General features: G+C 66.3%; 26 protein-coding genes. 12 read left to right on the forward strand and 14 right to left on the reverse strand.

Features of this window, described 5'->3' with window-relative positions; translation table 11 throughout:
- Positions 1 to 82: 82 nt before the first annotated feature.
- The gene (locus ACQP2U_RS37860) at positions 83 to 715 is read left to right on the forward strand and encodes a TetR/AcrR family transcriptional regulator C-terminal ligand-binding domain-containing protein (RefSeq protein ID WP_433711942.1); all 633 of its coding nucleotides are present in this window, start codon (positions 83 to 85) and stop codon (positions 713 to 715) included.
- 110 nt (positions 716 to 825) lie between these two features.
- Here the strand turns inward: ACQP2U_RS37860 and ACQP2U_RS37865 are convergent, their stop codons facing one another.
- Positions 826 to 1,269: a MarR family winged helix-turn-helix transcriptional regulator gene (locus ACQP2U_RS37865; RefSeq protein ID WP_433711943.1), complete on the reverse strand. Its 444-nt coding sequence runs from the start codon at positions 1,267 to 1,269 to the stop codon at positions 826 to 828.
- Between the two features lie 64 nt (positions 1,270 to 1,333).
- Here ACQP2U_RS37865 and ACQP2U_RS37870 point away from each other — a divergent pair, with 64 nt between their 5' ends.
- Positions 1,334 to 1,831 carry an SgcJ/EcaC family oxidoreductase gene (locus ACQP2U_RS37870; protein ID WP_433711944.1) on the forward strand — a complete coding sequence of 166 codons (498 nt, stop codon included), beginning with the start codon at positions 1,334 to 1,336 and terminating at the stop codon, positions 1,829 to 1,831.
- A 55-nt stretch (positions 1,832 to 1,886) separates the two neighbouring features.
- Here the strand turns inward: ACQP2U_RS37870 and ACQP2U_RS37875 are convergent, their stop codons facing one another.
- Entirely contained in the window at positions 1,887 to 2,153 is a 267-nt protein-coding gene (locus ACQP2U_RS37875) for a hypothetical protein (protein ID WP_433711945.1), read from the reverse strand.
- Between ACQP2U_RS37875 and ACQP2U_RS37880 the strand changes: the two genes are divergently transcribed.
- A complete protein-coding gene (locus ACQP2U_RS37880) occupies positions 2,152 to 3,030 on the forward strand; it encodes a hypothetical protein (protein ID WP_433711946.1) in 879 nt (292 codons plus the stop codon). The genes ACQP2U_RS37875 and ACQP2U_RS37880 overlap by 2 nt on opposite strands.
- 68 nt (positions 3,031 to 3,098) lie before the next feature.
- Here the strand turns inward: ACQP2U_RS37880 and ACQP2U_RS37885 are convergent, their stop codons facing one another.
- From ACQP2U_RS37885 to ACQP2U_RS37895, 3 genes are all read right to left on the reverse strand, one after another.
- Positions 3,099 to 3,539, reverse strand: a complete 441-nt coding sequence (locus ACQP2U_RS37885) for a hypothetical protein (protein WP_433711947.1) — start codon at positions 3,537 to 3,539, stop codon at positions 3,099 to 3,101.
- 80 nt (positions 3,540 to 3,619) lie between these two features.
- Positions 3,620 to 3,856, reverse strand: a complete 237-nt coding sequence (locus ACQP2U_RS37890; RefSeq protein WP_433711948.1) for a hypothetical protein — start codon at positions 3,854 to 3,856, stop codon at positions 3,620 to 3,622.
- 55 nt (positions 3,857 to 3,911) lie between these two features.
- A complete protein-coding gene (locus ACQP2U_RS37895) occupies positions 3,912 to 4,493 on the reverse strand; it encodes a TIGR03086 family metal-binding protein (RefSeq protein WP_433711949.1) in 582 nt (193 codons plus the stop codon).
- Positions 4,494 to 5,228: 735 nt separating this feature from the next.
- On the opposite strand from ACQP2U_RS37895, the gene ACQP2U_RS37900 reads away from it, so the two are divergent.
- Positions 5,229 to 5,465 (forward strand): hypothetical protein, encoded by a 237-nt coding sequence (locus ACQP2U_RS37900; RefSeq protein WP_062983773.1) that lies wholly within the window; start codon positions 5,229 to 5,231, stop codon positions 5,463 to 5,465.
- Positions 5,466 to 5,613: 148 nt separating this feature from the next.
- Positions 5,614 to 5,847 (forward strand): hypothetical protein, encoded by a 234-nt coding sequence (locus ACQP2U_RS37905; protein ID WP_433711950.1) that lies wholly within the window; start codon positions 5,614 to 5,616, stop codon positions 5,845 to 5,847.
- 440 nt (positions 5,848 to 6,287) lie between these two features.
- On the opposite strand, the gene menD is transcribed toward ACQP2U_RS37905, so the two are convergent.
- The 3 genes from menD to ACQP2U_RS37920 form a co-directional block, all read right to left on the reverse strand.
- Positions 6,288 to 7,931 (reverse strand): 2-succinyl-5-enolpyruvyl-6-hydroxy-3-cyclohexene-1-carboxylic-acid synthase, encoded by a 1,644-nt coding sequence (gene menD / locus ACQP2U_RS37910; RefSeq protein WP_433711951.1) that lies wholly within the window; start codon positions 7,929 to 7,931, stop codon positions 6,288 to 6,290.
- Positions 7,932 to 8,750: 819 nt separating this feature from the next.
- Entirely contained in the window at positions 8,751 to 9,194 is a 444-nt protein-coding gene (locus ACQP2U_RS37915) for a DUF6918 family protein (protein WP_397033432.1), read from the reverse strand.
- Between the two features lie 86 nt (positions 9,195 to 9,280).
- Positions 9,281 to 9,877, reverse strand: a complete 597-nt coding sequence (locus ACQP2U_RS37920; RefSeq protein ID WP_433716719.1) for a PaaI family thioesterase — start codon at positions 9,875 to 9,877, stop codon at positions 9,281 to 9,283.
- A gap of 245 nt (positions 9,878 to 10,122) precedes the next feature.
- Here ACQP2U_RS37920 and ACQP2U_RS37925 point away from each other — a divergent pair, with 245 nt between their 5' ends.
- The 5 genes from ACQP2U_RS37925 (at position 10,123) to ACQP2U_RS37945 (ending at position 15,050) form a co-directional block, all read left to right on the forward strand.
- Entirely contained in the window at positions 10,123 to 11,016 is an 894-nt protein-coding gene (locus tag ACQP2U_RS37925; protein WP_040696142.1) for a 1,4-dihydroxy-2-naphthoyl-CoA synthase, read from the forward strand.
- Entirely contained in the window at positions 11,016 to 11,408 is a 393-nt protein-coding gene (locus ACQP2U_RS37930) for a VOC family protein (RefSeq protein ID WP_433711952.1), read from the forward strand. The genes ACQP2U_RS37925 and ACQP2U_RS37930 overlap by 1 nt, the downstream gene beginning before the upstream one ends.
- Before the next feature lie 434 nt (positions 11,409 to 11,842).
- On the forward strand, positions 11,843 to 13,003 hold the full coding sequence (gene menE, locus ACQP2U_RS37935; RefSeq protein WP_433711953.1) for an o-succinylbenzoate--CoA ligase: 1,161 nt from the start codon (positions 11,843 to 11,845) through the stop codon (positions 13,001 to 13,003).
- A gap of 227 nt (positions 13,004 to 13,230) precedes the next feature.
- The gene (locus ACQP2U_RS37940) at positions 13,231 to 14,217 is read left to right on the forward strand and encodes an ATP-binding cassette domain-containing protein (RefSeq protein ID WP_433711954.1); all 987 of its coding nucleotides are present in this window, start codon (positions 13,231 to 13,233) and stop codon (positions 14,215 to 14,217) included.
- Positions 14,214 to 15,050 carry an ABC transporter permease gene (locus ACQP2U_RS37945; RefSeq protein ID WP_397033442.1) on the forward strand — a complete coding sequence of 279 codons (837 nt, stop codon included), beginning with the start codon at positions 14,214 to 14,216 and terminating at the stop codon, positions 15,048 to 15,050. The genes ACQP2U_RS37940 and ACQP2U_RS37945 overlap by 4 nt, the downstream gene beginning before the upstream one ends.
- A 42-nt stretch (positions 15,051 to 15,092) precedes the next feature.
- Here the strand turns inward: ACQP2U_RS37945 and ACQP2U_RS37950 are convergent, their stop codons facing one another.
- Positions 15,093 to 18,605, reverse strand: a complete 3,513-nt coding sequence (locus tag ACQP2U_RS37950) for an AfsR/SARP family transcriptional regulator (protein WP_433711955.1) — start codon at positions 18,603 to 18,605, stop codon at positions 15,093 to 15,095.
- 205 nt (positions 18,606 to 18,810) lie between these two features.
- Between ACQP2U_RS37950 and ACQP2U_RS37955 the strand changes: the two genes are divergently transcribed.
- Positions 18,811 to 19,269 (forward strand): SRPBCC family protein, encoded by a 459-nt coding sequence (locus ACQP2U_RS37955; protein ID WP_433711956.1) that lies wholly within the window; start codon positions 18,811 to 18,813, stop codon positions 19,267 to 19,269.
- A gap of 45 nt (positions 19,270 to 19,314) precedes the next feature.
- Positions 19,315 to 20,187, forward strand: a complete 873-nt coding sequence (locus ACQP2U_RS37960) for a 1,4-dihydroxy-2-naphthoate polyprenyltransferase (RefSeq protein WP_433711957.1) — start codon at positions 19,315 to 19,317, stop codon at positions 20,185 to 20,187.
- A gap of 149 nt (positions 20,188 to 20,336) precedes the next feature.
- Here ACQP2U_RS37960 and ACQP2U_RS37965 read toward each other — a convergent pair whose 3' ends face one another.
- From ACQP2U_RS37965 to ACQP2U_RS37985, 5 genes are all read right to left on the reverse strand, one after another.
- Positions 20,337 to 20,723: a phage holin family protein gene (locus ACQP2U_RS37965; protein WP_040696159.1), complete on the reverse strand. Its 387-nt coding sequence runs from the start codon at positions 20,721 to 20,723 to the stop codon at positions 20,337 to 20,339.
- A gap of 77 nt (positions 20,724 to 20,800) precedes the next feature.
- A complete protein-coding gene (locus tag ACQP2U_RS37970) occupies positions 20,801 to 21,379 on the reverse strand; it encodes a Clp protease N-terminal domain-containing protein (RefSeq protein ID WP_433711958.1) in 579 nt (192 codons plus the stop codon).
- On the reverse strand, positions 21,379 to 21,600 hold the full coding sequence (locus tag ACQP2U_RS37975) for a hypothetical protein (RefSeq protein ID WP_040696163.1): 222 nt from the start codon (positions 21,598 to 21,600) through the stop codon (positions 21,379 to 21,381). Before ACQP2U_RS37975 ends, ACQP2U_RS37970 begins: the two co-directional genes overlap by 1 nt.
- Before the next feature lie 101 nt (positions 21,601 to 21,701).
- Entirely contained in the window at positions 21,702 to 22,787 is a 1,086-nt protein-coding gene (locus ACQP2U_RS37980) for a PLP-dependent cysteine synthase family protein (protein ID WP_433711959.1), read from the reverse strand.
- Entirely contained in the window at positions 22,784 to 23,134 is a 351-nt protein-coding gene (locus ACQP2U_RS37985; RefSeq protein ID WP_433711960.1) for a DUF4229 domain-containing protein, read from the reverse strand. The genes ACQP2U_RS37980 and ACQP2U_RS37985 overlap by 4 nt, the downstream gene beginning before the upstream one ends.
- Between the last annotated feature and the right edge of the window lie 61 nt (positions 23,135 to 23,195).

The following is a 23,195-nucleotide window of genomic DNA, read 5'->3' on the forward strand; positions in this document are numbered from 1 at the left end:
GGTGACTCCTAAAGGGTCTATAGTTCCGTTAATGGTTCGAACCATACACCCGTCGCACCGTAAATGAAACTGGAGTTCTGTTATGGAGTCTGACGCCGTTCCTGGCTCGATTCGCCCAGGCGGGCGTACTGCCCGCGTCCGCGAGGCGGTGCTCCAGGCGGCGGGCGATCTGCTCGCCGAGCGCGGATTCGCGCACCTGGACCTGACCGAGGTCGCGGCGCGCGCGGAGGTCGGCAAGACGACGGCCTACCGCCGCTGGCGCAACGCCACCGGACTCGTCACCGATTTGCTCGTCGATATGGCCGAACAATCGCTGCCACACGCCGATACCGGCTCCCTACTCGGCGATCTCACCGCCAACGCCCGCCTGGTCGCCAAAACCCTGACCGACCCCCGCCAAGGCAAGCTCTTCCAGGCCGTCATCGCCGCGGCCACCTGCGACGAGACCGCCGCAGCCGCCCTGCGTCGCTTCTACGACATCCGCCTCACCGAATGGACCCCCTGCATCGAAGCCGCCATCGCCCGCGGCGAAATCCCCGACAACACCGACGCCCGCGCCGTCCTCACCGCCGTCTCCTCCCCTCTCTACTACCGCCTCTTGGCCAGCGGCGACCCAATCGACGACACAGCCGCCCGCACCGCCGCCGCAGCAGCCGCGACGGCAGCGTCAGCGGGAATCTTCACAGCCCAACCAAAAGCGCCACACAGCGCCTGAGGCCCAGCCGCGAGCATCGCGAGGCCAAACCCGGCCTTCGATCAAGATCAGGTGGAACTGACTGCGGGAGCTTCTCGGGCGACGCCACCATGGATGCCACCTGATCTTGATCAGGTGTTGGTGTGGGCTTGATGGACTTCGAGGGCGGTGCGTAGGAAGTCGAGGATGGTGTGCAGTTGGGTGGGGTTGTAGCGGGCCAGGGCTTTTGCGCCGGCCTGGCCGACGGGGGTGAAGATTTCGGCTGCGGTTGACTGGGCGGTTTCGGTGGCTTCGATCAGGACGCGGCGACGGTTGGCTGGGTCCTGGTTGCGGGTGACGAATCCGGCGCGGACGAGTCGATCGATGACGGTGGTGGTCGCGGCGGGGCTCAGCTTCAGCTGGACACTCAGCTCGCCAGCGGCGAGTGGGCCGCGACCGAGCACGATGTCGAGGCAGCGGGTATCGGTGCGATTGAGGCCGAGGCGGGCGGCGACGGCCTCATCGAAGGCATCGAAGCTCTCCTGCAGCAGGCGCAGTTGCATCCCGATCTCGGCGATAATTTCATCTTTCGACATTCGAAGCTTTCTGTTATCGTATATTTCGTTCCTCGAAATGATAGCACGGAAAGAGATCAGCACCATGAACGAGACCCTCGATCGCGCCAGCACCGACGACGCACAACTCAGCGCGGTTTTCCAGCAGCTCATGCAGACCTGGACCGATAACGATGCCGCGGCATTCGGCGCGCTGTTCACCGAGGACTCCGACTACGTGTCCTATGACGGCACCCGGGCGATCGGCCGCACAGAACACCAGGCCAACCACGACAAACTCTTTCGCGGTGTGCTCGCCGGTTCGGCCCTGGTCGGGGAATTGGAGTCGATCCGGTACGTGACGCCGGATGTCGCGATCCTGCACGGCACCGCGTCGGTGCTGATGCCGTGGCGGTCGAAGCTGCCCGAACGCCGTCTGTCGCGGCAGACCGTGGTGCTGGTGCGGACCCCCGCTGGGTGGCGGATCACCGCGATTCACAACGGCCGCGTACGACCGGTCACGGTTCCGGCCCCGGATTCGTTCCCCGCCATGATGTCTCAGCTGATGGCCCGTATCGCGCGCAAGCTTGGCCTCGGCAGGTGATCAGTTGCCCCAAGAGGGGTCGGCACATAGCGTCCAGTGACGCGAAAAGTCGCGCTTAGGGGTCGGGGCCGAAGCTGTCGGTGGTCAGGACCCGGTAGAAGAACGTCTCGTCGGCCTGAGGCAGTGCTGCGACCAAAGTCATTGATGTCGCGCGAAATACCACACGCCACGAGTTCGGCCGCACCGACGACAGGCTGAACGATTCGTCGTGTGGGGCACTGGTGACGGCGATATCCTGGTCGTGCGTGCGCGAGGACGGTCGCGTGGCAGCGTAGCCGCGACCGCGTCGGGACGCCGCATGTACGAGGTAACGGGGCGGCATGACCAATAGCGTCGCGCGGATCCTGCGGGATGCGCTCCACGCCACCAGAAGCGCGATGTCCAACGGCGCCAAGGCTATCGAGCGAGGGTACCGTCACAAAGCCGGGGAGCTGCGCGAGGCGTCCGAACGCTTCGTATCGGGCGACCTGCGCGGTGCGGCGGAGATTCGCAGCCCCAAATTTTCTCATCCCGACAACGAGGCGACCGGACCTATACCTCGCATTCCGCATCCGTCGGAAGCAACGCCGGAACGAACCGGCCTCGGGAGCCAGGTAGAGGAGTTGACCACTCTCTCACCAACCTTGAGTGCCGACGTACGCGAGATCCTGAGCGATGGCTGGACGATTCGGTATGACGACATCGGTGGTGGCGCCTATTCGAATCGCCAGCGCAGAGAAATCGTCTTCGACAATCGCATGCGGGACGGAGATCCGGGCCCGGTGGTCAGAGCATTGGCTCACGAGGTGGGCCACGCTCGTCGGGCAGCGTATCGGCCGAGGCCAGTGCGATACGAGGGGCAGTCGCGTGAAATGTGGGTACGCGAGAGCGTTTTCGAGCACTTGCGAGACGAGGGCGAAGCAGCGCTCGTGGAAGCACAGGTCGCGCGCGAGATAGCCGAGGCAGGCGGCCCCCGGCTTCGGGTTTCCGGCAGATACGGAGCCCAGTACGAGGACATCTACGAACGGCACATGCGCGGGGAGCTGACCCGAGACGAGGCGCGGCAACAGTGCGCCCGGTGGTATGCGGATGAATCGAGAAGCGGTGGGGGACAGAACTACCGGTCCTACTACGAGGAGATCTACAACAAAGATTTCACAGAAATGGGCTTGGACGCCTTTGAGCGCAACTACCGAAACGGTTCGGAAGGTCCATCATGATTCACGGTCTTGCGGCGGTGGGGCCGGTCGCCACCGGTCCGCGTCGCAGCCGAGCACCGAGGGTCAGATCACGAGCCGTACTGTGGCGAGGGCCGGACGTCTTCGTGGACGGCGATAGCAGTGAGCGCTCTCGATCGTGCGGTGAATTGCAGAAACAATGTTCTGTCGCCAACCACTTCTCGGAAAGAAATCATTCCCTCTGGTGGTATGTGCGGGTTGATGTCGACGTCCTGCCGGGACAACGTGAAAAACTCCCGCAGTTCGGCCTCATGCACCGCGGCGGCCGCCCGAGTGGTCAATGCCAGCAGCCGAATCGACGTCGGAGAAGCGGATCGCGGCACCCGCAGCGTGACTACTTCGAAGGGGCCGACCTGTGGATAACCCTCGAACTCACGCGCATGAATGTTAGGGCATCCGATCTCGTGCAGCTCTGCGGCACAAGCCCCCGATACCGTTTCAACATCGAAGGGTTCAGGTAGCGCGAGTATCCGGTCGGCGACCGCTCGCACTGCAGCGGCACGGGACCAGACCATCAGCGTCCTCTCAGGCTGTTCTCAGCATACCGACGCGTCCGCACGAGTGCGCCCACTCACACCCTGACGAGATCGCACACGGTGAGAATATCGCCATCCCACAGCCCACACAGGGAAACCAAGCGCCGAAAATTATGTCGGAGAGCACGCGAAAGCTGTTGCTCGGACGTGAACAGCAGGGCCCGCAGGACCGCAATGGGGTCGAGGTGATGTTCTTCGGCCAGGTCGCCGATGAACTGCGCGACGGACCGACGAGCGTCGACATATGGGTCCAGCAGCCGCACGCCCCGCATGGGCAGCGCCCGTGCCTGTCCGACGGTCAGTCCTTCCGACCGGTCACGGCACACCTCATTGGACCCCACATGCCGGGTCGCGGCCGGTGAGTCCGACGATGCGGTCCAGCAATGGGGCGGTGTCCGGAACTCGAACGACCGGGCCGAACATGCCCGGGGTGCCCTCGGGCGGTGTGTCCCTGAGGAATTCGAGCAGGATGGTCAGATGGGTGGGGTCGACGGCCGGTTGCCGACCGATTGCGCGGGCGAGATCCCAAGTGTGGACCACGATTTCGTCCAGGGCGATCGTGGCCATGACGGCCGCCGGAGCGGTCACACCGCCCGCTTCGGTTTCGCCGTCCCAAGCCGACGGCTCGCGCCAGGCCGCGACTAGTGCCTTCAGCTGAGCCGGAATGCGGGAGCGCCAGTCGGCAGGCAGGTCGCTGTCCGGGCCGACGGCGGGCGGGACCGAGCGGCCGACCGCCTCCTTGGTCGCGGCCTGCCGGAAGGCCTCGGTCAGTCCGATGACATGGGCGAGCAGGTCACGCACGCTGGTGTCGGTGCAGGGCGTGGGCGCGGTGAGCTGATCATCGGTAATGGCGCCGACCACCGCCTCCAAGGCGGTGGCGGCCGGTTCGAGATCGAAATTCGGGTGCATCGGGTCCTCCTCGGCAACGGACGTCGTCGATTGAGACGGCGCGCGCCAACGGAATTCATCGGTGCCACGCTCCCGTCCACCGCCGATCACATCCGGTCGCCACCACCGCACGTGGCTTCCCTCCCAACGACCACTGGCTGCCCCGCCACCGCACGGAGCATTCCCGCGCCCGCCGACCACATCCGGTCGCCACCACCGCACGAGGCTTCCCTCCCGACGACCACTGGTCGCTCCGCTACCTCAGAGCTTCCCGCCCGACAACCACTAGTCGCCCCGCCACCGCACGGAGCATTCCCGCCACCACCGACCACACTCGGCCACTCCGACACCGCACGAGACCTTCCCACCACCACCGACCACACCCGGCCTCCCCGCCATCTCACGTGGCTTCCCGCCCGGCGACCACACTGGTCGCCCCGCCACCGCACGGAGCATTCCCGCCACCACCGACCACATTCGGCCACTCCGACACCGCACGAGACCTTCCCACCACCACCGACCACACCCGGCCTCCCCGCCATCTCACGTGGCTTCCCGCCCGACGACCACTGGCCGCTCCGCCACCTCAGACCTTCCCGCCGACGACCACACTGGTTGCCCCGTCACCGCACGGAGCATTCCCGCCACTACCGACCGCTCCCGGGGCGCCGCAGCACTGCGCGCAATCTTCCGGTCACCACCCATCGCAACCAAGTCGTAGCGGCGAAAGGTGCTGGAAAAGCGGAGAATTGGTAGATGAAGGGCGATCGAGTGGAGATCGTCGTCGATTTCGGCGACGGGTCTCGCAGTTATGAAGTGGCCGCGACGCGGGCCGGGCGCAAGGTCGAGGTGCGCATCGCGCGTGGGGTGGTCGAGGTAAGCGAAGTCACGCGAACGGGCGTCGCCGTGCGGACGGCACGGTTCATGGCGGGGCGCACATTGGCGCTCGTCGAATTCCCGGCGAATGGTTCGGGTCCGGTCGATGGCGAGTAGCGGATGGGTTGCCGCACGGGCCGACTAGGTGCATTCTCAACAGTGTTGGACTGCTGTCCGCCTGCGCTGTGATTCCCGCGGCACCTGGAGTTCGTTCGGCGGCGCATCGGGTACCCAGCCGAAAAGCACGCGCGGAGAGGAATGAACGATGACCGATCCAAGCACTTCCCGCACCGTCGACGCGGTTCCGGAAGCCGACTACGTCGAGCAGAACGTCCCCGCCTACGACGAGATCGCCGATGACACGGCCGACGACAGCGCCGAACGCGATCTCGCGGCGGCGGTCGACCGAGATGCCTTCGAAGCTAATCCGGCCGATGTCGTCGAACAGTCGATCCCGGTGCCGCTGGATGACGATCGCGATTCCGAGCCGGAGTATTGATCGGGCTCGATCTCGAGAGGCTCGCCGGCACCTAAAAGTACGGCAGGAGCGATCGCACGCTGGCTGAAGTCGGTGCGAGCCATCGGAGTCGGCTTCGGCCTGGACGATTGACGCCGCAGAGCCCGACGGGTGCCCACTGAGCCGATCTCGGCCCACGGCTGCGCCGCGCCAGCGCTTGGCCCAGCCGTGCGCCGTGGCGTACTGCGCCCAAGACTCACGCGCTGACGCTCGCTCACGGCCACACTTCACCAGCACTCGACCCCCATACGCCGCGACGCGCTGCACCTGAGATTCACTCGCGCCTACCGGCTACACCTCACCAGCGCCACGCCCCACCGCCCGCGTTGTGCCTGAAGTTCACTCACGCACACCGGCCTCACCAGCGCTCTGCTCCACCGCGCGCTTGGCGCGCTGTGCGTGGCTCACTCGCTGGTACTCGCTCACGGCGCGATCTTGGCCCGCACCGTCGCGTGCAGCTCGCGGAGACTGGAACGCTCGGTCGCGACCTCTAGCACCCGCAATCCGTGCGCATGCCCAGCCAACTCGACCGCCAACTGCTCGGTATCGACCTGCTTGTGCGGAATACGGTAGGCGGCGCACAGCGCGGCCAGATCCATCCCGTGCGGCGTACCGAACACCCGCTCGAAAACACCGGCGTACTGCGGATCGCCCTGCTCCAGGAGTTCGAAGATGCCGCCGCCGTCGTCATTGGCTACCACGATGGTCAGATCGGCGGGGCGGGGTTCACCGCGGCCGATGAGCAGGCCAGAGGCGTCGTGCAAGAAGGTGAGGTCACCGATCAGGGCGATGGTGCGGCCGGTGTGGTGCAGTGCCGCACCGACGGCCGTGGAAACTGTGCCGTCGATTCCGGCCACACCGCGATTGGACAGCACCTGAACACCGGGCCGCGGCTGTGCGACCAGGGCCGCGTCGCGCACCGGATTGGATGCGCCGAGCAGCAGCTGATCGCCCTCGCGCAGTGCGTCCATCACCACCGCGGCCACATGCAGCCCGGTCGGCTTGGGATGGTTCGCCAGTTCCGCGCGCACGACCTGACCGGCCTTCGCATCGAGTTCACGGCATTGCGCGAGCCAGTCCGCACTCGGTGCGCCCGTGGTCACCGCTCTGGTTCCGGTGCCGACCACATTGCCGGAGACATCGGGCCAGCGCGGACCTGTGGTGAGCGCGTACACGGTGACAGCCGGATCGGCCAGCACCTTGGCGACTTGACGATGTAGCGTCGGCCGCCCGGTAATGATCGCCTGGCGCGGCTTCAGCAGCGGCAAGGCCAGCGGATGCAGGGACGGACCGTGCATCGGGGCGGTTGGTTCGGCCACCGTCGGCAGTTCGGCCAGTTCCGGCCGCAAGCCGGCGCCGTGGCCGGAGATGACGACGGTGTCGGGCGTCAGGTCGAGTTCGAGCGGCACATCGAGGGTCGCGTACCGGGTGCTCGTCCATGCCTCGCCGCCGGGGCGGCCCTGGGGTGCCCATTCGTCCGGCATGTGATCCGGCACCAGCGGTTCGCGCAGGGGGATGTCGAAATGCACCGGCCCCGCATTGCCGGAACGGGTGCCGCGGGCAGCGGCGAGTACCCGGCAGACCGCCGAACGCCACTGGCTGTTCTGCTGGCCGTAGGGCACGCCGCCGTCGGTAGCGGATTCCTCCTCAGCGAGTCCGAGGCTGATCGAGGCACGGACCTGGCTACCGAACAGCCCGAGCTGTTCAACGGTCTGATTGGCGCCGGAACCGAGCATTTCGTAGGGCCGGTTGGCGCTGAGCACCACCAGCGGAACCCGGGCGTAGTTCGCCTCCAGCACCGCTGGGCCCAGATTGGCTACCGCGGTCCCGGAAGTCATCACCACCGGTACCGGCAGCCGACTGGCGATAGCGAGACCGATGGCCAGGAAGCCAGCGGTTCGCTCATCGATGCGCATATGCAGGCGGAGTCGGCCCGCCGCATCGGCCGCCTGCAGTGCGAATGCCAGGGGCGCGTTTCTCGACCCTGGGCACAGCACGACATCCCGCACACCCCCACGCGCGAGTTCGTCAACGACCACTTGCGCCTGCGCTGTAGACGGATTCACGCCTCCAGCCTCTCAGACAGTTCCTTCGACGTCTTCGTCACCCTGCTCACATCGGCACCTCGTTAGCGCTCGGCACCATTGTGCCCAGTGGGCGCTGTGCCATTGGTTCACTCGCTGCGCTCCCGCACGACAGATGTCTTCGATTGGGATTTTGCCGCCCGCGTCCACCACCGGACGCGGGCGGCTGGCATGCGCCGCATATCCATGATCCGCATCAGCACAGCGAATCGATTTGCGGTGCCACGTTACCGCCCGATCACTCCGCGCGGAGCGAGTCGTACGAGCGACCTTCGCGGCCCGCCTCGCATTCGAGCCGTCGAAGCACACCACGCAAGCGCGAGTCTCAACGATCCAGCACCCGTGCACCACGCCCCGAACACCCCGCCATCACAACCTCAACGGAGTGAGCCTTAAAAGCAACCCGTTGGCGCCCCGCCTCGCGAAGAGCCGTCGAAGCACAAGCGCCGAGCGCGAGTCTCAACCATCCAGCACCCATGCACCACGCCCCGAACACCCCGCTATCACAACCTCGAGGGAGTGAGTCTTACGAGCGAGGAGTTCGCGGCCCATCTCGCCTCCAAGCCGTCGAAACGCTTGCGACGAACTCGAAGTCTCGACCATCCAGCCGCGTACACGAGATGCCGAACGCCCCGCCACCAGCAACCACCACGGAGCGAGTCTTACGAGCGACGTTCGCGGCCCGTCTCGCGTCCGAGCCGTCGAAGCGCATGCGCCGCAGGCGCGAGTCTCGACGGCTCGGACGCGAGACACCAGGGGGCCGCGAACACGCAGCGCCGCAGGCGCTGCAAATGTCACAGCTCAGGCGTGCCGCTGCACGAGGTCACCCAGCCGGGGCAGGGCTTCGATGACGTTCTTCTTGGCCGAGGAACGCATCGACGAGTAGACCTTCTGCAGGGCCGGGCGCGTCGAGGCCTGGGCACGTGCGTCGGTCACGGAGAGCAAAGCCTCGGCGACCTCATCGGACTTGGCGACCAGCAGGTCGGCGAACTTGCCGGACCCGGTCGCCGTGTATTCCTGCCAAAACGGCTCCAGCTGCGCTACGAGCTTGGGGGCCAAGGACTCCAGCGCGTCCGGCACGATGGACGGGCTGATTTTCTTGACCGCCGCGTAGCCACCCTTGACGGCCAGGCCCGACGCACCACCCTTGTCCGACACCTCGGCGTCCAGAACCTCCTTGGCATCGGCAAGGAAGGCCGCGCGCTTCGCGTCGTCGAGCAGGGATTCAGACAGTGCTGCAACCACTTTCAGGTTCCTCCGGAATAGATGTCGATGAACGAGCGCACGTCACTATACGCACTGGTGCGCGGAGTCACACGGCACTCATCCGGCTACGGCTGCCACGGCAGTAACTGGACCATCAGTCCTTCACAATCCGCGAGGACATTGCCCTGCTCATCGACCAGTTCGGCGGTGATGTACGTTTTGCGCCCTTCGATGCGATCGACACGTCCCCGCACGGTCAGCGGCGTCTGCAACGGAGTGATCTTCCGGTAGTTCACATGCAAATAGGCGGTGCGGCTGATCGGTCGCCCGGCGTAGTGCACGATCATGCCGAGCAGATCGTCGAACAGCAGCGGGAGCACGCCGCCGTGTGCCGCGCCGTTGCCGCCGAGATGGAAGCGGCGGAATTCACCGGTCATCACGATGCCGTCGGGTCCGGCCTCGACCACCTGCCACGGCAGCAGCAAAAGGCTGCCGCGCCCGGGCAATTCGACCGCGCGGCCCGCCGGTCCCTGGAGTTCGGGTGCGCGATACGGCTCGAGCAGATCGATGAGTTCGCGGGTGCGGTCGAGCGCCGCGCCGTAGATCTCGTCGGGGGCGTCCACGGAGACGGCCAGATCCTGCAGCGTGCGCAGGGCCTCGACGAACGGCCCGAAGTTGGCGCCGACTCGCGCGCGGGAGACCTTGGGGAAGCCGCCGTGCATTTCGTACCGGGTGTCGTCCACCGCGCTGTTGTCGATGCGCGGACCCGACCGCCCATCCGCAAGCCCTCCCGTCGCCCGACCGCCGCCGCCCGTCGACTCGCTTCGCGATGCTCTACTCACACTTGCACGGTATCGCGTTGTTTTACACCGTCAAGTCGTACCGCCGGGTAATGGAATCGACACCATAGAAGTGCGCATGGAAGTCGCTGGCATCCGAAACACGTGTGGGGGCAATAATCACAGGGGTGACGTTCAATCCGAAGCTGTGGCGGCCCGTTCCGGGATTCGAGAACCTGACCGACATCACCTATCACCGGCATATCGAACAGGGCACCGTCCGGGTGGCCTTCGATCGGCCGGAGGTGCGCAATGCGTTCCGCCCCCATACGGTCGATGAGCTCTACCGCGCGCTCGACCACGCCAGGATGACCCCGGACGTCGGCGCCGTGCTGATCACCGGCAACGGCCCCAGCCCCAAGGACGGCGGCTGGGCCTTCTGCTCCGGCGGCGACCAGCGTATTCGCGGTCGCAGCGGCTACCAGTACGCCGATGGCGAGACCGCGGACACCGTCGACCAGGCGCGCGCGGGCCGCCTGCACATCCTCGAGGTACAGCGGCTGATCCGGTTCATGCCGAAGGTGGTCATCGCGCTGGTCAACGGCTGGGCCGCGGGCGGCGGGCACAGCCTGCATGTGGTCTGCGATCTGACCCTGGCCAGCCGCGAGCACGCCAGGTTCAAGCAGACCGACGCCGATGTCGGCAGCTTCGACGGCGGTTACGGCAGCGCGTATCTGGCGAAAATGGTGGGCCAGAAATTCGCGCGCGAAATCTTCTTCCTCGGCCGTCCCTACACCGCGGAGGAAATGCATCAGATGGGCGCGGTGAACAAGGTCGTCGATCACGCCGAACTGGAAAACGTCGCGTTGGAGTGGACCGCCGATATCAACGGCAAATCCCCGCAGGCCCAGCGCATGTTGAAGTACGCGTTCAATCTGCTCGACGACGGTCTGGTCGGCCAACAGCTGTTCGCGGGCGAGGCCACCCGGATGGCCTATATGACCGATGAGGCGGTCGAGGGCCGCGACGCCTTCCTGGAAAAGCGCAAGCCGGACTGGACCCCCTACCCCTGGTACTTCTGATGGACATCCTCAGCAGCCGGGTCATCTTGCGGCCCGCCGACTACCAGGCAACCCTCACGTTCTACCGCGACGGACTCGGACTGGCGATCGCACGCGAGTATCCGGGCGGCACGGTTTTCTTCGCTGGACAGTCGCTGATCGAGGTGGCCGCGCACGGCGGATCGGGCAAATCGACCACCTTCGAAGGCGCGCTCTGGCTGCAGGTTCGCGACATTTCGGACGCGGCGGCAGAGTGCGCGCTGAAGGGGATTCGGATCGAACGCGAACCGGTGCGCGAGCCGTGGGGACTGATCGAGATGTGGGTGCGCGATCCGGACGGTGTGCCGGTCGTTTTGGTCGAAGTTCCCCCCGCGCATCCGATCCGACGGGATTCGCGCTGGTCACCAGACTGATCAGGGCGACAGCGGCGGTGCGGGCGCGCCGGCTCGAGTTGCCAATGCCGACGCCGGCGAGGACGATAACCACGGATGGCCGCCCGACCGCCGACGTCCGGGCAACCACCGCCGAGTACCGTCCTCCGAGTGAATCGCAGTCTCGATGTCCGGCGTACCTGACTTCTCTTCTCTTGACGCGGCCGAACCCCCAGCGCGCCGCCCCAGCAAACCGACCCCTGCCGCATGCGGTCACGCTGACATGACACGATCAGACTCGTGAGGGAGCGCAGCGAGCGAACCATGAACACAGCGCGCCTGCGCACGACGGCGCCGAGCACCAGCAAGGTGCGGTCGCACATGATGGGGGCGAAATCCATGAGCGAGCCCAGCGAGCGAATCAACAGCGCAGCGCCTTCGGGCATGACCGTGCCGAGCGCTAGCGAGGCGCGAGCATGAGCCGCACTCTGCGGACGCTGCCGATGCCGACCGGATCGGGGCTCGGCGATGTCATGCCGCATCTGCGAGAAGTGTTGGAGGGCAACGGCCCCGCGTGGTTGCCGATACCGACCAGCGACCGTCGGGAGGCCCGGCGACTGAGCGACGCACTGTCGCCCGGCGAGCCGATCGATGACGAGGTAGCGCTCGTGGTGACCACCTCCGGCACCACCGGAGTGCCGAAGGGCGCGATGCTCAGTTCGGCCGCGCTGCGGGCCAGCGGGACCGCGACACACGATCGACTCGGTGGTCCCGGCACCTGGCTGCTCGCCCTGCCGACCCATCACATCGCGGGCATCCAGGTATTGCTGCGCAGCATTCTGGCCGGTACCGAACCCAGCGTGCTCGATGTTTCCGGCGGCTTCCTACCCGAGGCGCTGGCCGGTGCGATTTCCGGTATGCGCGGTGAACGCCGCTATACCGCGCTGGTACCGACCCAGCTGATCAAGGCGCTGGAGGCGCCCACCGCCGCTGCGGCCCTCGCCCAGCTGGACGGGGTGCTCGTCGGGGGTGCGGCCACTCCCGCGCCGATCTACGAGCGCGCGAAAGCCGCGGGTATCAACGTGGTTCGCACCTACGGCATGAGCGAAACCTGCGGCGGCTGTGTATACGACGGAGTTCCGCTCGACGGCACCGAGATTCGCATCGAGGACGGTCGCGTGGTGCTCGGCGGCGCGATGATCGCCGAAGGCTACCGCGGTCAGCCCGACCATCCGGCATTCGCCGAACCCGGCTGGTTCCGCACCGAAGACGCGGGCACCTACGACAACGGCGTCCTCAGCATCACCGGACGTCTCGACGAGGCGATCATGACCGGCGGACTGCTCGTCATCCCGCAGGTCGTCGAGGCCGTGCTGATCACCCATCCCGGCATCAGCGAATGCGTGGTGCTCGGCCTGCCCGACGATCGGCTCGGCCAGCGGGTCGCGGTCGCGGTGGTTCCCGCCCCCGGCGCCACCCCGACCCTCGATGAACTGCGCGATCACGTCGTGCGCGAACTAGATTCCATCGCCGCACCGCGCGAGCTGGCAATCCTCGACGAGCTCCCGCTGCGCGGACCGGGCAAGCCGGACCGAGCCACGCTCCGTGAGCATCTCCTCGCGGAATCGGCGCACTGAGGCCGGGTCCCGCGGCCGAATCCGTGGGGACCGCTGCTGTCGACGATCGATATCAACGGTTCGAGCCGGGCACCGTATAAAGCAGACGACCGCGGAACCACACCCAACCGACTCGGGGGCGCACGACGCGCACGGCCCACATACGGCCGAGCATGCAAGCGGGTGCAAGAGTGCGGTGACACCGCGATGCAAGGACCGTGCAAGACGCGGGCCGCAAAGTCTTGGGCATGACTTCTTTCGCACCCACTTCAGCGCTCGCCGTCGAGGCGGACCGCCTGGTCAAGGTGTTCGGGGAACAGCGCGCCGTCGACGGTGTGAGCCTGGCGGTTCCGCAGGGCTCGGTTTACGGCGTGCTCGGCCCGAACGGCGCAGGCAAGACCACAACCATCCGCATGCTGGCCACCCTGCTGCGCCCCGACGGCGGCAGCGCCCGCATCTTCGGCCGTGACGTCGTCGCGGAACCGACGGCGGTCCGATCCCTGGTCGGCGTCACCGGGCAGTACGCCTCGGTCGACGAGGACCTCACCGCCACCGAAAATCTGATCATCTTCTCCCGTCTGCTCGGCCTCAGCCGCATCGATGCCCGGCGCAAGTCGGTCGAACTGCTGGAGGAGTTCGACCTCACCGAGGCGGCGAGCAAGCCGCTGAAGAACTTCTCCGGCGGTATGCGACGCCGTCTCGACCTGGCCGCCAGCCTGATCGCGACACCGCCGCTGCTGTTCCTGGACGAGCCGACGACCGGACTCGATCCGCGCACCCGCGCCCAGATGTGGGAAACCATCCGCCGCTTGGTCCGCGAGGGCGCGACGGTGCTGCTCACGACGCAATACCTGGATGAGGCCGATCAGCTCGCCGACCGGATCGCCGTTATCGACCACGGCAAGGTGATCGCCGACGGTACCGCCGACGAACTCAAGTCCTCGGTGGGCGGCTCCGCACTGCACCTGACCCTGGTCGATCGCGCCCAACTCGACGAGGCCCGCCGCATTGTCGGCGACTTCCTCGGCGCCGAGGCCCAGATCACCCCGGAGGCCGGACGGCTCACCGCACCGCTGCAGGACGCGGGCATGACCGCCGATTTGCTGATCCGCCTGCGCGAGTGGGAGATCGCGATCGACGAGATCACCGTCACCAAGCCCAGCCTCGACGAGGTCTTCCTTACCATCACCGGCCACCCGGCCGACGACGACGATTCCGAACGGAGCGCGGCATGACCACTATTACCGCACCAACCCAGGCGCGCCACGCCGCGCCGACCGCAATCCCGGAGGCCAGCAACAAGGTCAGCCTTCGCCAGACCGTCGAGACCTCGTTCACGATGGCCTACCGCGGCATTCTGAAGATCAAGCACAATCCGGAACAGCTGTTCGATGTGACGATTCAGCCGATCCTGTTCACCGCACTGTTCGCCTATATCTTCGGCGGCGCGATTTCGCACAACGTGCACGACTACCTGCCGATCCTGATTCCGGGCATCCTCGTGCAGACCGTGGTCCTCACCTCCGTCGTCACCGGTACACAGCTGCGTGAGGATATGGACAAGGGCGTCTTCGACCGATTCAAATCCCTGCCCATTTCCCGCGTTTCGGCGCTGGCGGGCGCATTGATCGCCGATATGGTGCGCTACAGTCTCGCGACCGTGCTCACCGTGGTCGTCGGTCTGTGCCTCGGCTACCGTCCCGGCGGCGGTTTCGTCGGGGTCGTGGTCGCCGGTCTGGTGGTGATTTTCTGCTCGTTCGCAGTGAGCTGGATCTGGGCGCTGGTGGGCGTCACGGGTAAGAGCGCCGCTGGCGTGCAGGGCATCTCGATGATGATCATGTTCCCGCTGACCTTTATGTCCGGCGCGTTCGCGCAGGTCAGCACGATGCCGGGTTGGCTGCAGGGGATCAACCACGCGAACCCGATCTACTACATGGTCAATGCCGCCCGAGAGTTGATGAACGGCAACGTCTACAGCAGCGATCTGGTCTGGTCACTGGTCGGCTCGGTGGTCGTGATCGTGATCTTCGCGCCGCTCGCGGTCCGGGCTTACATGCGCCGGGCTTGACCACTCAGGTCTGACCGCTACCCGAAAGTCGCGGTGGGTGAGTCACCCACCGCGACTTTCGTCGTCGCAGGACAGTTCCTGCAGAAGTTCGAGGATTTGCGCCGCCGCTTGTCGCCGACGTATCCCCGCGACACGGGCCAAGGCGCAATCGAAGCGTTCGTCCCCCACCGTGGTTCGGTGCAGTGCGGCGTGACGTCGCAATTCGGCCGACGGATTGTCCTGGCGCGCCACCACTTTCGTGGCCAGTGAGACCAGCTCCAAGCCGATCTCCGAATGGCGGCCAATCGCGAGATAGAATGTCCCGACGGCATTGCCGACGGCGCCGATCTGCGGCAGGTCATAGAACTGCCCGAGTCGGCCCGACGCGAGCCGCAGCAGTGTGCGCGCGATATCGTCGGCCTCCGCCGCCCGCCCATGCAGCACATACGCGTCCATCGCCGCACTCGCGGTCATCAGAATGCCCGGGCCGGGCATTGGTTCGTCATCGGGCCAGCCGTACAGGTCCAGTGCCCGACGGTAATGGCGCAGCCCGGCGTCGATATGGCCCTCGGCCAGATCCAGTTCCGCCATTCCGATGACAACCGGTGCCAGACGATGGTTGCGTCGGATGTGCGGATCGTCTACTGCGGTGCCGTGTGCCGGATCACCATCAGCAGCACCGAGCGCGAAGCCCAGCTCCCGCCGCGCTTGCGCGAGCCGACCCGTGCCGATCAGCGATACCGCGAGATAGCTGCGCATCTCGACGGCTTCTTCATGAGCACGCAACTCCCGCAACAGTTCCGCCGCCCGGCGGTAGTACTCCACCGCATCGGCATAGTGCGCGGTCTGTCCGGCGAGCTGTCCGAGGTGTTGGGTGACCATCGCCGTGCCCCAGACATCGGTGCCCTCGATCAGCTGCAGGGCGGCCTTCGCGTCCAGAGTGGAGCCGTAGACATCACCGGCGTTCTCCCGGATATTCGCACGCATGAATACCGCTGCGGCGCGCACCAACGGGTCTGGTGACCGGGCACCATCGGCGAACAACCTCGGCGCGTCCGAACCCGAGGGATTCCCGCAGGCCATGACGCCGAGAAAGCGCGCTCCACTATTGAGATCAATTGCGGTGCTGAGCAATCGACGAATGCGCGCCCGCGTGGTCGCCACCTCCCGCAGACCAGCGTTCAGGAACACCATGTGCATTCCGATCTGCAGGTGCGCGAGCATCTGCAGATCGGCGACCGAACCGCGCACCGGACCGGGTTCGGGTGCCAGGGGCAGAATCCGGCGCGCCCAACCGCCCAGCTCCATATGCGCGCCACGCATCACCCATAGCGTGCCGACAATCGGGAAGACCCGGTATACCGTGCGGGCGTCCCTGCGCTCCAACGCGTATCGCAGCACCGTCACCAGGTTGTCGAGTTCCGCAGCGACCGAGAGCACGGTGGCCACCTGCTCGTCGGACACATATCGGTGCACCGCGGCGATCGAATAATCACGGGCCCAGCGCGACATGCGATCCATCACCACGGGACGCTCGTCGACCGCACCCGAAATGCCCGCCGCGGCATCGGATCCGGTCAGCGCGAGCTGTTCCTCACCGAATTCGCGGACCGTTTCCAGCATCCGGTAGCGGGTTCCGATCAGGCCCTCGTCGTCGTCCAGGACGGTGAGCAGCGATTGGCTGACCAGTCCGTCCACGGCCGTTGGCACGTCATCGACATCCGGGCCGCCCGCTACCACTTCGGCGGCATCGAGGGCGAACCCGGCCGGAAAGCGGCACAGCCTGCGCAACGCGATCTGTTGCGGCTCTTCGAGCAGATTCCAGCTCCATGCGATCACCGCGTGCAAGGTGCGATGTCGTTCAGGTGAGGAGCGATCGCCGCTGCGCAGCAGGGCGAATCGGTGTTCCAGACGGGTTTCGATTTCCTCGACACTCATGGTCCGCACGCGGGCGGCCGCGAGTTCGATGGCCAGCGGCAGCCCGTCGAGTGTGGTGCACAGCCGGGCCACCACCTCGGGATCCAGACGCACTGTCGGGCGCACCGCACGCGCTCTGGCCATGAACAACTCGGTGGCGGGCGATCCGGCCGCATCGATTGCCAACGGCGCCAGCGGATAGACCGTTTCCGCGGTGATCGCCAGCGGCGCACGGCTGGTGGTGAGCACGCTCAGCTGGTCGCAGCTGCCGACCAGATCGGCGACCACCTCGGCGACCGCGTCGATCAGATGCTCACAATTGTCCAGGATCAAGAGTGTCGGGCGGGCGGCGAGCGCATCGCGCAGTCGGCGACCGGCATCGCTGTAGCCGGTCGAGCGCCGCCACGCCGTCTCCCGGACGATCTCGCCGAGGCCGAGCGTGGTGCTGATCGCGGCCTCGATATCGGTGCGCGGATCGGCATCGGCGGCCGTATCTGCCCGCACCGACGCCAGCTCCACCAGCACCACGGATTCGCTGCGCGCGACCCGTGCGCCCAATTCGTTGGCCACCCTGGTCTTTCCGGTGCCCCCGGGACCGAGGACGGTGGTCACCCGGGAGCGGCGCAGCAGTTGCTCGAGTGCGTCCAGATCGGCGGCGCGGCCGAGCAGGGCATTGGGAGCTGCGCGCAGGCCGATCGTGGAGTGGGCACTCGGCGATGCGGCGGGTGTCGAATCCGACACCCGCTCACTGGAATTGCGATCAGTAGAGGCCAGCCCAGCCGGATCGCGCACGGTCGAATCGTGGACGGCCGGAGCACCTGGAGTGGTCTGAGTGGCACCGCGCGTCGGACGTATCGGATGCGGAACCAGCCCAGCATGATCGATCCGCGACGCGAATCCGGGCACCGGATCACCGCGCAGGATCGCGGTATTCAGCTCCACCAGCGCCGGACCTGGATCCGCGCCGAGTTCTTCGACAAGTCGCCCGCGGATCGATGCGAAGACATCGAGGGCCTCGTTCGGCCGACCGGCCGCGGCGAGCAATCGCATCAGGGTGGCGTGCGCGGCCTCATCGAGCGGATTGGCGGCCGCGGTGCGGCGCGCGATCGCCACCGCCGTGTCGAGATCGCCGCTGGCGACTCGGGCGGCGACCTCGATCGCCTCCAGTTCGGACCAGCGGTGCGCGGCCGCGGTGCGCAGTTCCTCGGCGAGGTCGCCAGCGGGGAGGTCGGCACCGGGCTCGCCACGCCAAAGCGATCTGGCCTGGGTCAGCACCTCGAGACATCCAGTGTGGTCACCATCGGCCTGTTTGGCGCGGGCCGCCCGCAACAGACCATCCGCGAAGGTCAAATCGACCTGATCGCCGGTCAGTGTGAGGCGGTAGCCCGCCGGGCCGATCTCCAGCGCCGCATCCGGTAGCGCCGCGCGCAGCCGCGACACCTGGGTGTGCAGCGCGTTCATCGGCGCGCGCGGCGGCTGCTCACCCCACACCTCATCGATCAGCGCCTGAGCACTGCGGCTGCGGCCGGGACGCAGGGCAAGCGCGGCGAGCAGCAGCCGCGACCGTGCCCCGGGTAGCGCTGCGAGCGTCCCGTCTCGGCGTAGCGCGATTTCGCCCAGCAGGGCCACTACGACCGATGCGCCTGCGGGCGTCGTCAAGGTTTGACTTCGGCCGTTCGGGCCGCTCTGATCGGGAAACATTCCGTCGTTATCGTATGCGAGCCGCGGCGCGAGCGACGGGCCCACAGGCGGCAGCGCCGCGTGACCACGGAGGGACCCGGGAGCGCCGCAATCGAATGCTGCCTGCTGGGATGACATGGTTTTTCGCCCCTGTTCGGACCGGTAAGTCGCCTACGCTGTGCGCATGGCTGAGTTCGAAATCGTTCGGCAGACCGTGATCACGGCCGATCCCGCGCGCATTCACGGGCTGATCGATAACTTCCACGAGTGGACCAAGTGGTCGCCGTGGGAGGACCTCGATCCGCGACTGCAGCGGAAGTACTCCGGCCCGGACGCTGGAGTCGGAGCCCGATACGCCTGGGACGGCAACCGTAGGGCCGGTCGCGGGAGCATGGAGATCACCTCCAGTGACGACCGGGAAATCGGTATCCGTCTGGCCTTCGAGAAGCCCTTCAAGGCCACTAATAAAACGATCTTCGAGCTGAACCCGGTCGAGGGCGGCACCGAGGTGGTGTGGCGGATGACCGGGCAGCACAAGGGCCTGATGGGCGTGATCGGGAAGGTATTCCCAATCGACAATATGATCGGCAAAGACTTCGAAAAGGGCCTCGACCGACTGAAGAGCGCCGCCGAAGCCAACTGAACCGCCCGAGCGGACCGAACCGCGGCCGCGCATTAGGCTGCGAATATGGCTACTGCAGCGCAATGGATCGAGGGCGCACGGCCCCGTACCCTGCCGAACGCGATCGCCCCTGTCCTTGCCGGAACCGGTGCCGCCGCCTCCATCGATGGCGCGGTGTGGTGGAAAGCGGTTCTCGCGCTGCTGGTTTCGCTGGCCCTGATCATCGGGGTCAACTACGCCAACGACTACTCCGACGGTATCCGCGGCACCGATGACGTTCGGGTCGGTCCGCTGCGGCTGGTCGGACAGCAGCTCGCCTCGCCCGCGGCGGTCAAGAATGCCGCGATCATCAGCCTGGCCATCGGCGCGGTCTTCGGACTGGTGCTGGTCATTGTCACGGCGTGGTGGTTGCTGCTGGTCGGTGCGGCCTGCCTGGCCGGTGCCTGGTTCTACACCGGCGGCAGCAAGCCGTATGGCTACAGCGGGTTCGGTGAGGTGGCGGTCTTCGTCTTCTTCGGTCTGATCGGTGTGCTCGGTACCGAATTCGTACAGGCCGAGCGGGTCGAATGGGCAGGACTGGTGCTCGCGATCGGGGTCGGGGCGTTCTCCAGCGCGGTGCTTGTCGCCAATAACCTGCGCGATATTCCGACCGATACCGAATCCGGGAAGGTCACCCTCGCGGTCAAACTCGGCGACCCGCGGACTCGCACGCTGCACTTGATGCTGCTCGCGGTGCCGTTCATCGCGACGCTGCTGTTGGTCGTCCGCACGCCATGGGCACTGGTCGGACTGGTCGCCGTGCCGCTGGCGGTACGCGCCAATGCACCGGTGCGCTCCGGTAGGGGCGGGCTGGAATTGATTCCGGCGCTGCGCGATTCGGGGTTGGCGCTGTTGGTGTGGTCGGCAGTTACCGCATTGGCGCTCGGTATCGCGGGTTAGGGACCGCGAAGCGCGGCACCCTGTCAGCGCTGGCGGAGCCGAGCATGCACTTTCCGGCCGAATTCGGCAATTTCCACCTCGTTCGCGCAAAGAGTGCACGCTCGGACCCATTCCGCCTTCGAGTGAGCGGTGAGCGCGCCAGGCGGCTGCTAGTCGTCGCCGTCCGGAACCAGGACGCCGAGGATCCAGTTGACCACCGCGACAATGATGCCGCCCCACACAGCCGCCCAGAAGCCGTCGATACGCAGGCCGTAGTCGGTGGTCTCGGTGATCTTGGCGGTGAGCCACAACATGAGCGCGTTGATCACCAGCAGAAACAGGCCGAGGGTGACGATCACCAGCGGCAACGATAGAAGTTTCACGATCGGCTTGACCAGGGCGTTCACCACGGTGAAGACCACGGCGACGGCCAGGATGACAATGACTTTGCCGCCATTGCCCTTGTCCTCGGGACTCCAAATCTCGATCTTGTCGACCCAGGCTGCCGCCAGCCAGATGGCAACGGCGTTGATGATCAAGCGAATCAGAAGCTGCATGGCTTGATGCTAGGCCCGACCGGCGGGCATGTGCTGCCCCAAACCACGAATCGGGGGGCGCGCACATGCCCAACCTCTTACGCGGCACGGTCGAGCAGCGCGTGCACCTTCGGTCGGAGCGCGTCGATCGCCTTCGGACCGCCCAGGATGCGGGTTGTGGTCGCATTGGGCGCGCGCAGAATGCCGAGCAGCAGATGCCCGGATTCGATGGACCTGTCCTTACGGGCCAGGGCTTCGCGCAGTCCCAGCTCCAATACCTTCTTGGCATCCCTGGTGAACGGAATGTGACCCCAGTTCCGATCGCGGCCGCGGCCGAATCTGGACCGCTCCTCGGGCACGGCCCGCTCCAGCGCATCCTCACCGAAGGTGGCCTCCAAGCTCTCGCGCACCGCGTCCAGATCGATGCCGATAGAGCGCAGCGCCTCGGCGTCCTCCGCACCGAGCGGCTGCCCTTCGGCCTGTTGGCCGAGGCTCTCCAGCACGTCTCGGTGGGTGAGCCCCGCCTCCTCGAGCAGCGTCTTCAACTCCGGCTCGCCCTGTGACAACAGGCCAAGCAGTACATGCTCGACCTCGATCCTGGATGCGCGCAGCTCGCGCGCGTCTTCCTGGGCGATGACGATCACCGTCCGCGCCGACCTGCTGAACCGTTCGAACATCAGCGGTTCCCGCCTCTCCGGTTGTATTTCTGGTGGACCGCCTGCTTGCTGACCTCGAGCGCCTCCGCGATCGCCTGCCAGGACCAGCCCTGTTCGCGGGCATTGGTCACCTGGATCGCTTCCAGCCGTTCGAGCAGCCGACGCAGCGCGAGCACGGCGCGCAGCCCGACCTTGGGGTCGGGACTGCCCGCGGCGGCCGCCAGTGTGGTTGCTTCAGTCACGTCGTCAATTTTGATTGACGAAGTCTTCGGTTGTCAACAAAAATTGACGACATGCGCCGAAGAAAACCCCGGCGCTGCGGCCGGGGTTGCGATATCGCTCGCTAGCCGGACCAGATTCCGGTCGCGGCGAACTTCTCCAGGATCGCGGCGGGCTCGGTAAGGTTCATACCCTTCGCCTCGACCCACGCGTCATCGAAATATGTTCCGGCATAACGATCCCCGCCGTCGCACAGCAGCGTGACCACACTGCCCGGGCGACCGGCGGAGATCATTTCGGCGATGAGCGCGAACGCACCCCAAAGGTTGGTTCCGGTGGAACCGCCCACGCGGCGGCCGATTACCCGACTCGCGAGCCGCGCGGTGGCGATCGATGCGGCATCGGGGACCTCGATCATCCGATCCACCACCTGACCGATGAACGACGGCTCGACCCGGGGACGACCGATTCCCTCTATGCGCGAAGGCATTCCGGTCTGATATCCGGCGTCGCCGGTTTCGTAGCCGCCATAGAACGCGGAGTTCTCCGGGTCGACCACGGCCAGTTTCGACGGGAAGTGGTGATACCGGATGTAACGGCCGATGGTGGCGCTGGTGCCGCCGGTACCCGCACCGACCACGATCCAGTCCGGCACCGGATGCGCCTCCAATTCCATTTGCTGGAAGATGGATTCGGCGATGTTGTTATTGCCGCGCCAGTCGGTGGCGCGCTCGGCATGGGTGAACTGATCCATGAAGTGCCCACCGCATTCGGCGGCCAGCCGCGCCGCCTCGGTGTACATATCCGGTGGTCGCTGCACGAAATGACAACGGCCGCCGTGGGCTTCGATCAACTCGATCTTCCGCGGCGAGGTGCTCGCCGGCATCACCGCGACGAAATCCAGGCCGAGCAATTTGGCGAAGTACGCCTCGCTGACCGCGGTCGACCCCGAGGACGCCTCGACCACCGTCGTGCCCTCGGTGACCCAGCCATTGCAGATCGCGTACAGGAACAGCGACCGTGCCAGCCGGTGCTTGAGGCTGCCGGTGATGTGGGTCGACTCGTCCTTGAGGTACAGCTGTACGCCCCAGGAGGCGGGCAGCGGGTACCGGATCAGGTGGGTGTCGGCGCTGCGCTGTGTATCGGCCTCGATGAGCCGCACGGCATTGTCGACCCAGGCGCGTGGCGTACTGCGATCGCAGTACTTCACGAGGACGTTCCGGACGAGTTGTCCTCACCACGCAGCCGGGCACGCAACTGCGCCTTGTCCTGGCGGCGCTTCGCATCCACGACCGCGATGTCCTCGTTGACCCGAGCGCGCAACTTCTTGAACAGCGTCAGCGACAGCGGCATCGCGATGATCAAGGCGAACAGGGCGGCGACCACCACTGGGATCTCCACCGAGACGAGCCGGGCGACGCCGACGATCACGGCGGTGATGACGACGACCAGACCGAGCCTGGCGAGCGTGTACAGCGCCAGATTGCGGGCCAGCCGCGCGCCGATGCCAGCGGTTTGCTGTTCGGGTTCACCCTTCGGTGGAGTTGCCTCACTCACGCGGTCCAGCCTATGCGAAGCTATGGCCGCCTCGGCGATACCTGCTGCCGAGGAGAGGGCG

Source organism: Nocardia sp. CA-084685 (genome assembly GCF_050955785.1).
Taxonomy (GTDB): Bacteria; Actinomycetota; Actinomycetes; order Mycobacteriales; family Mycobacteriaceae; genus Nocardia.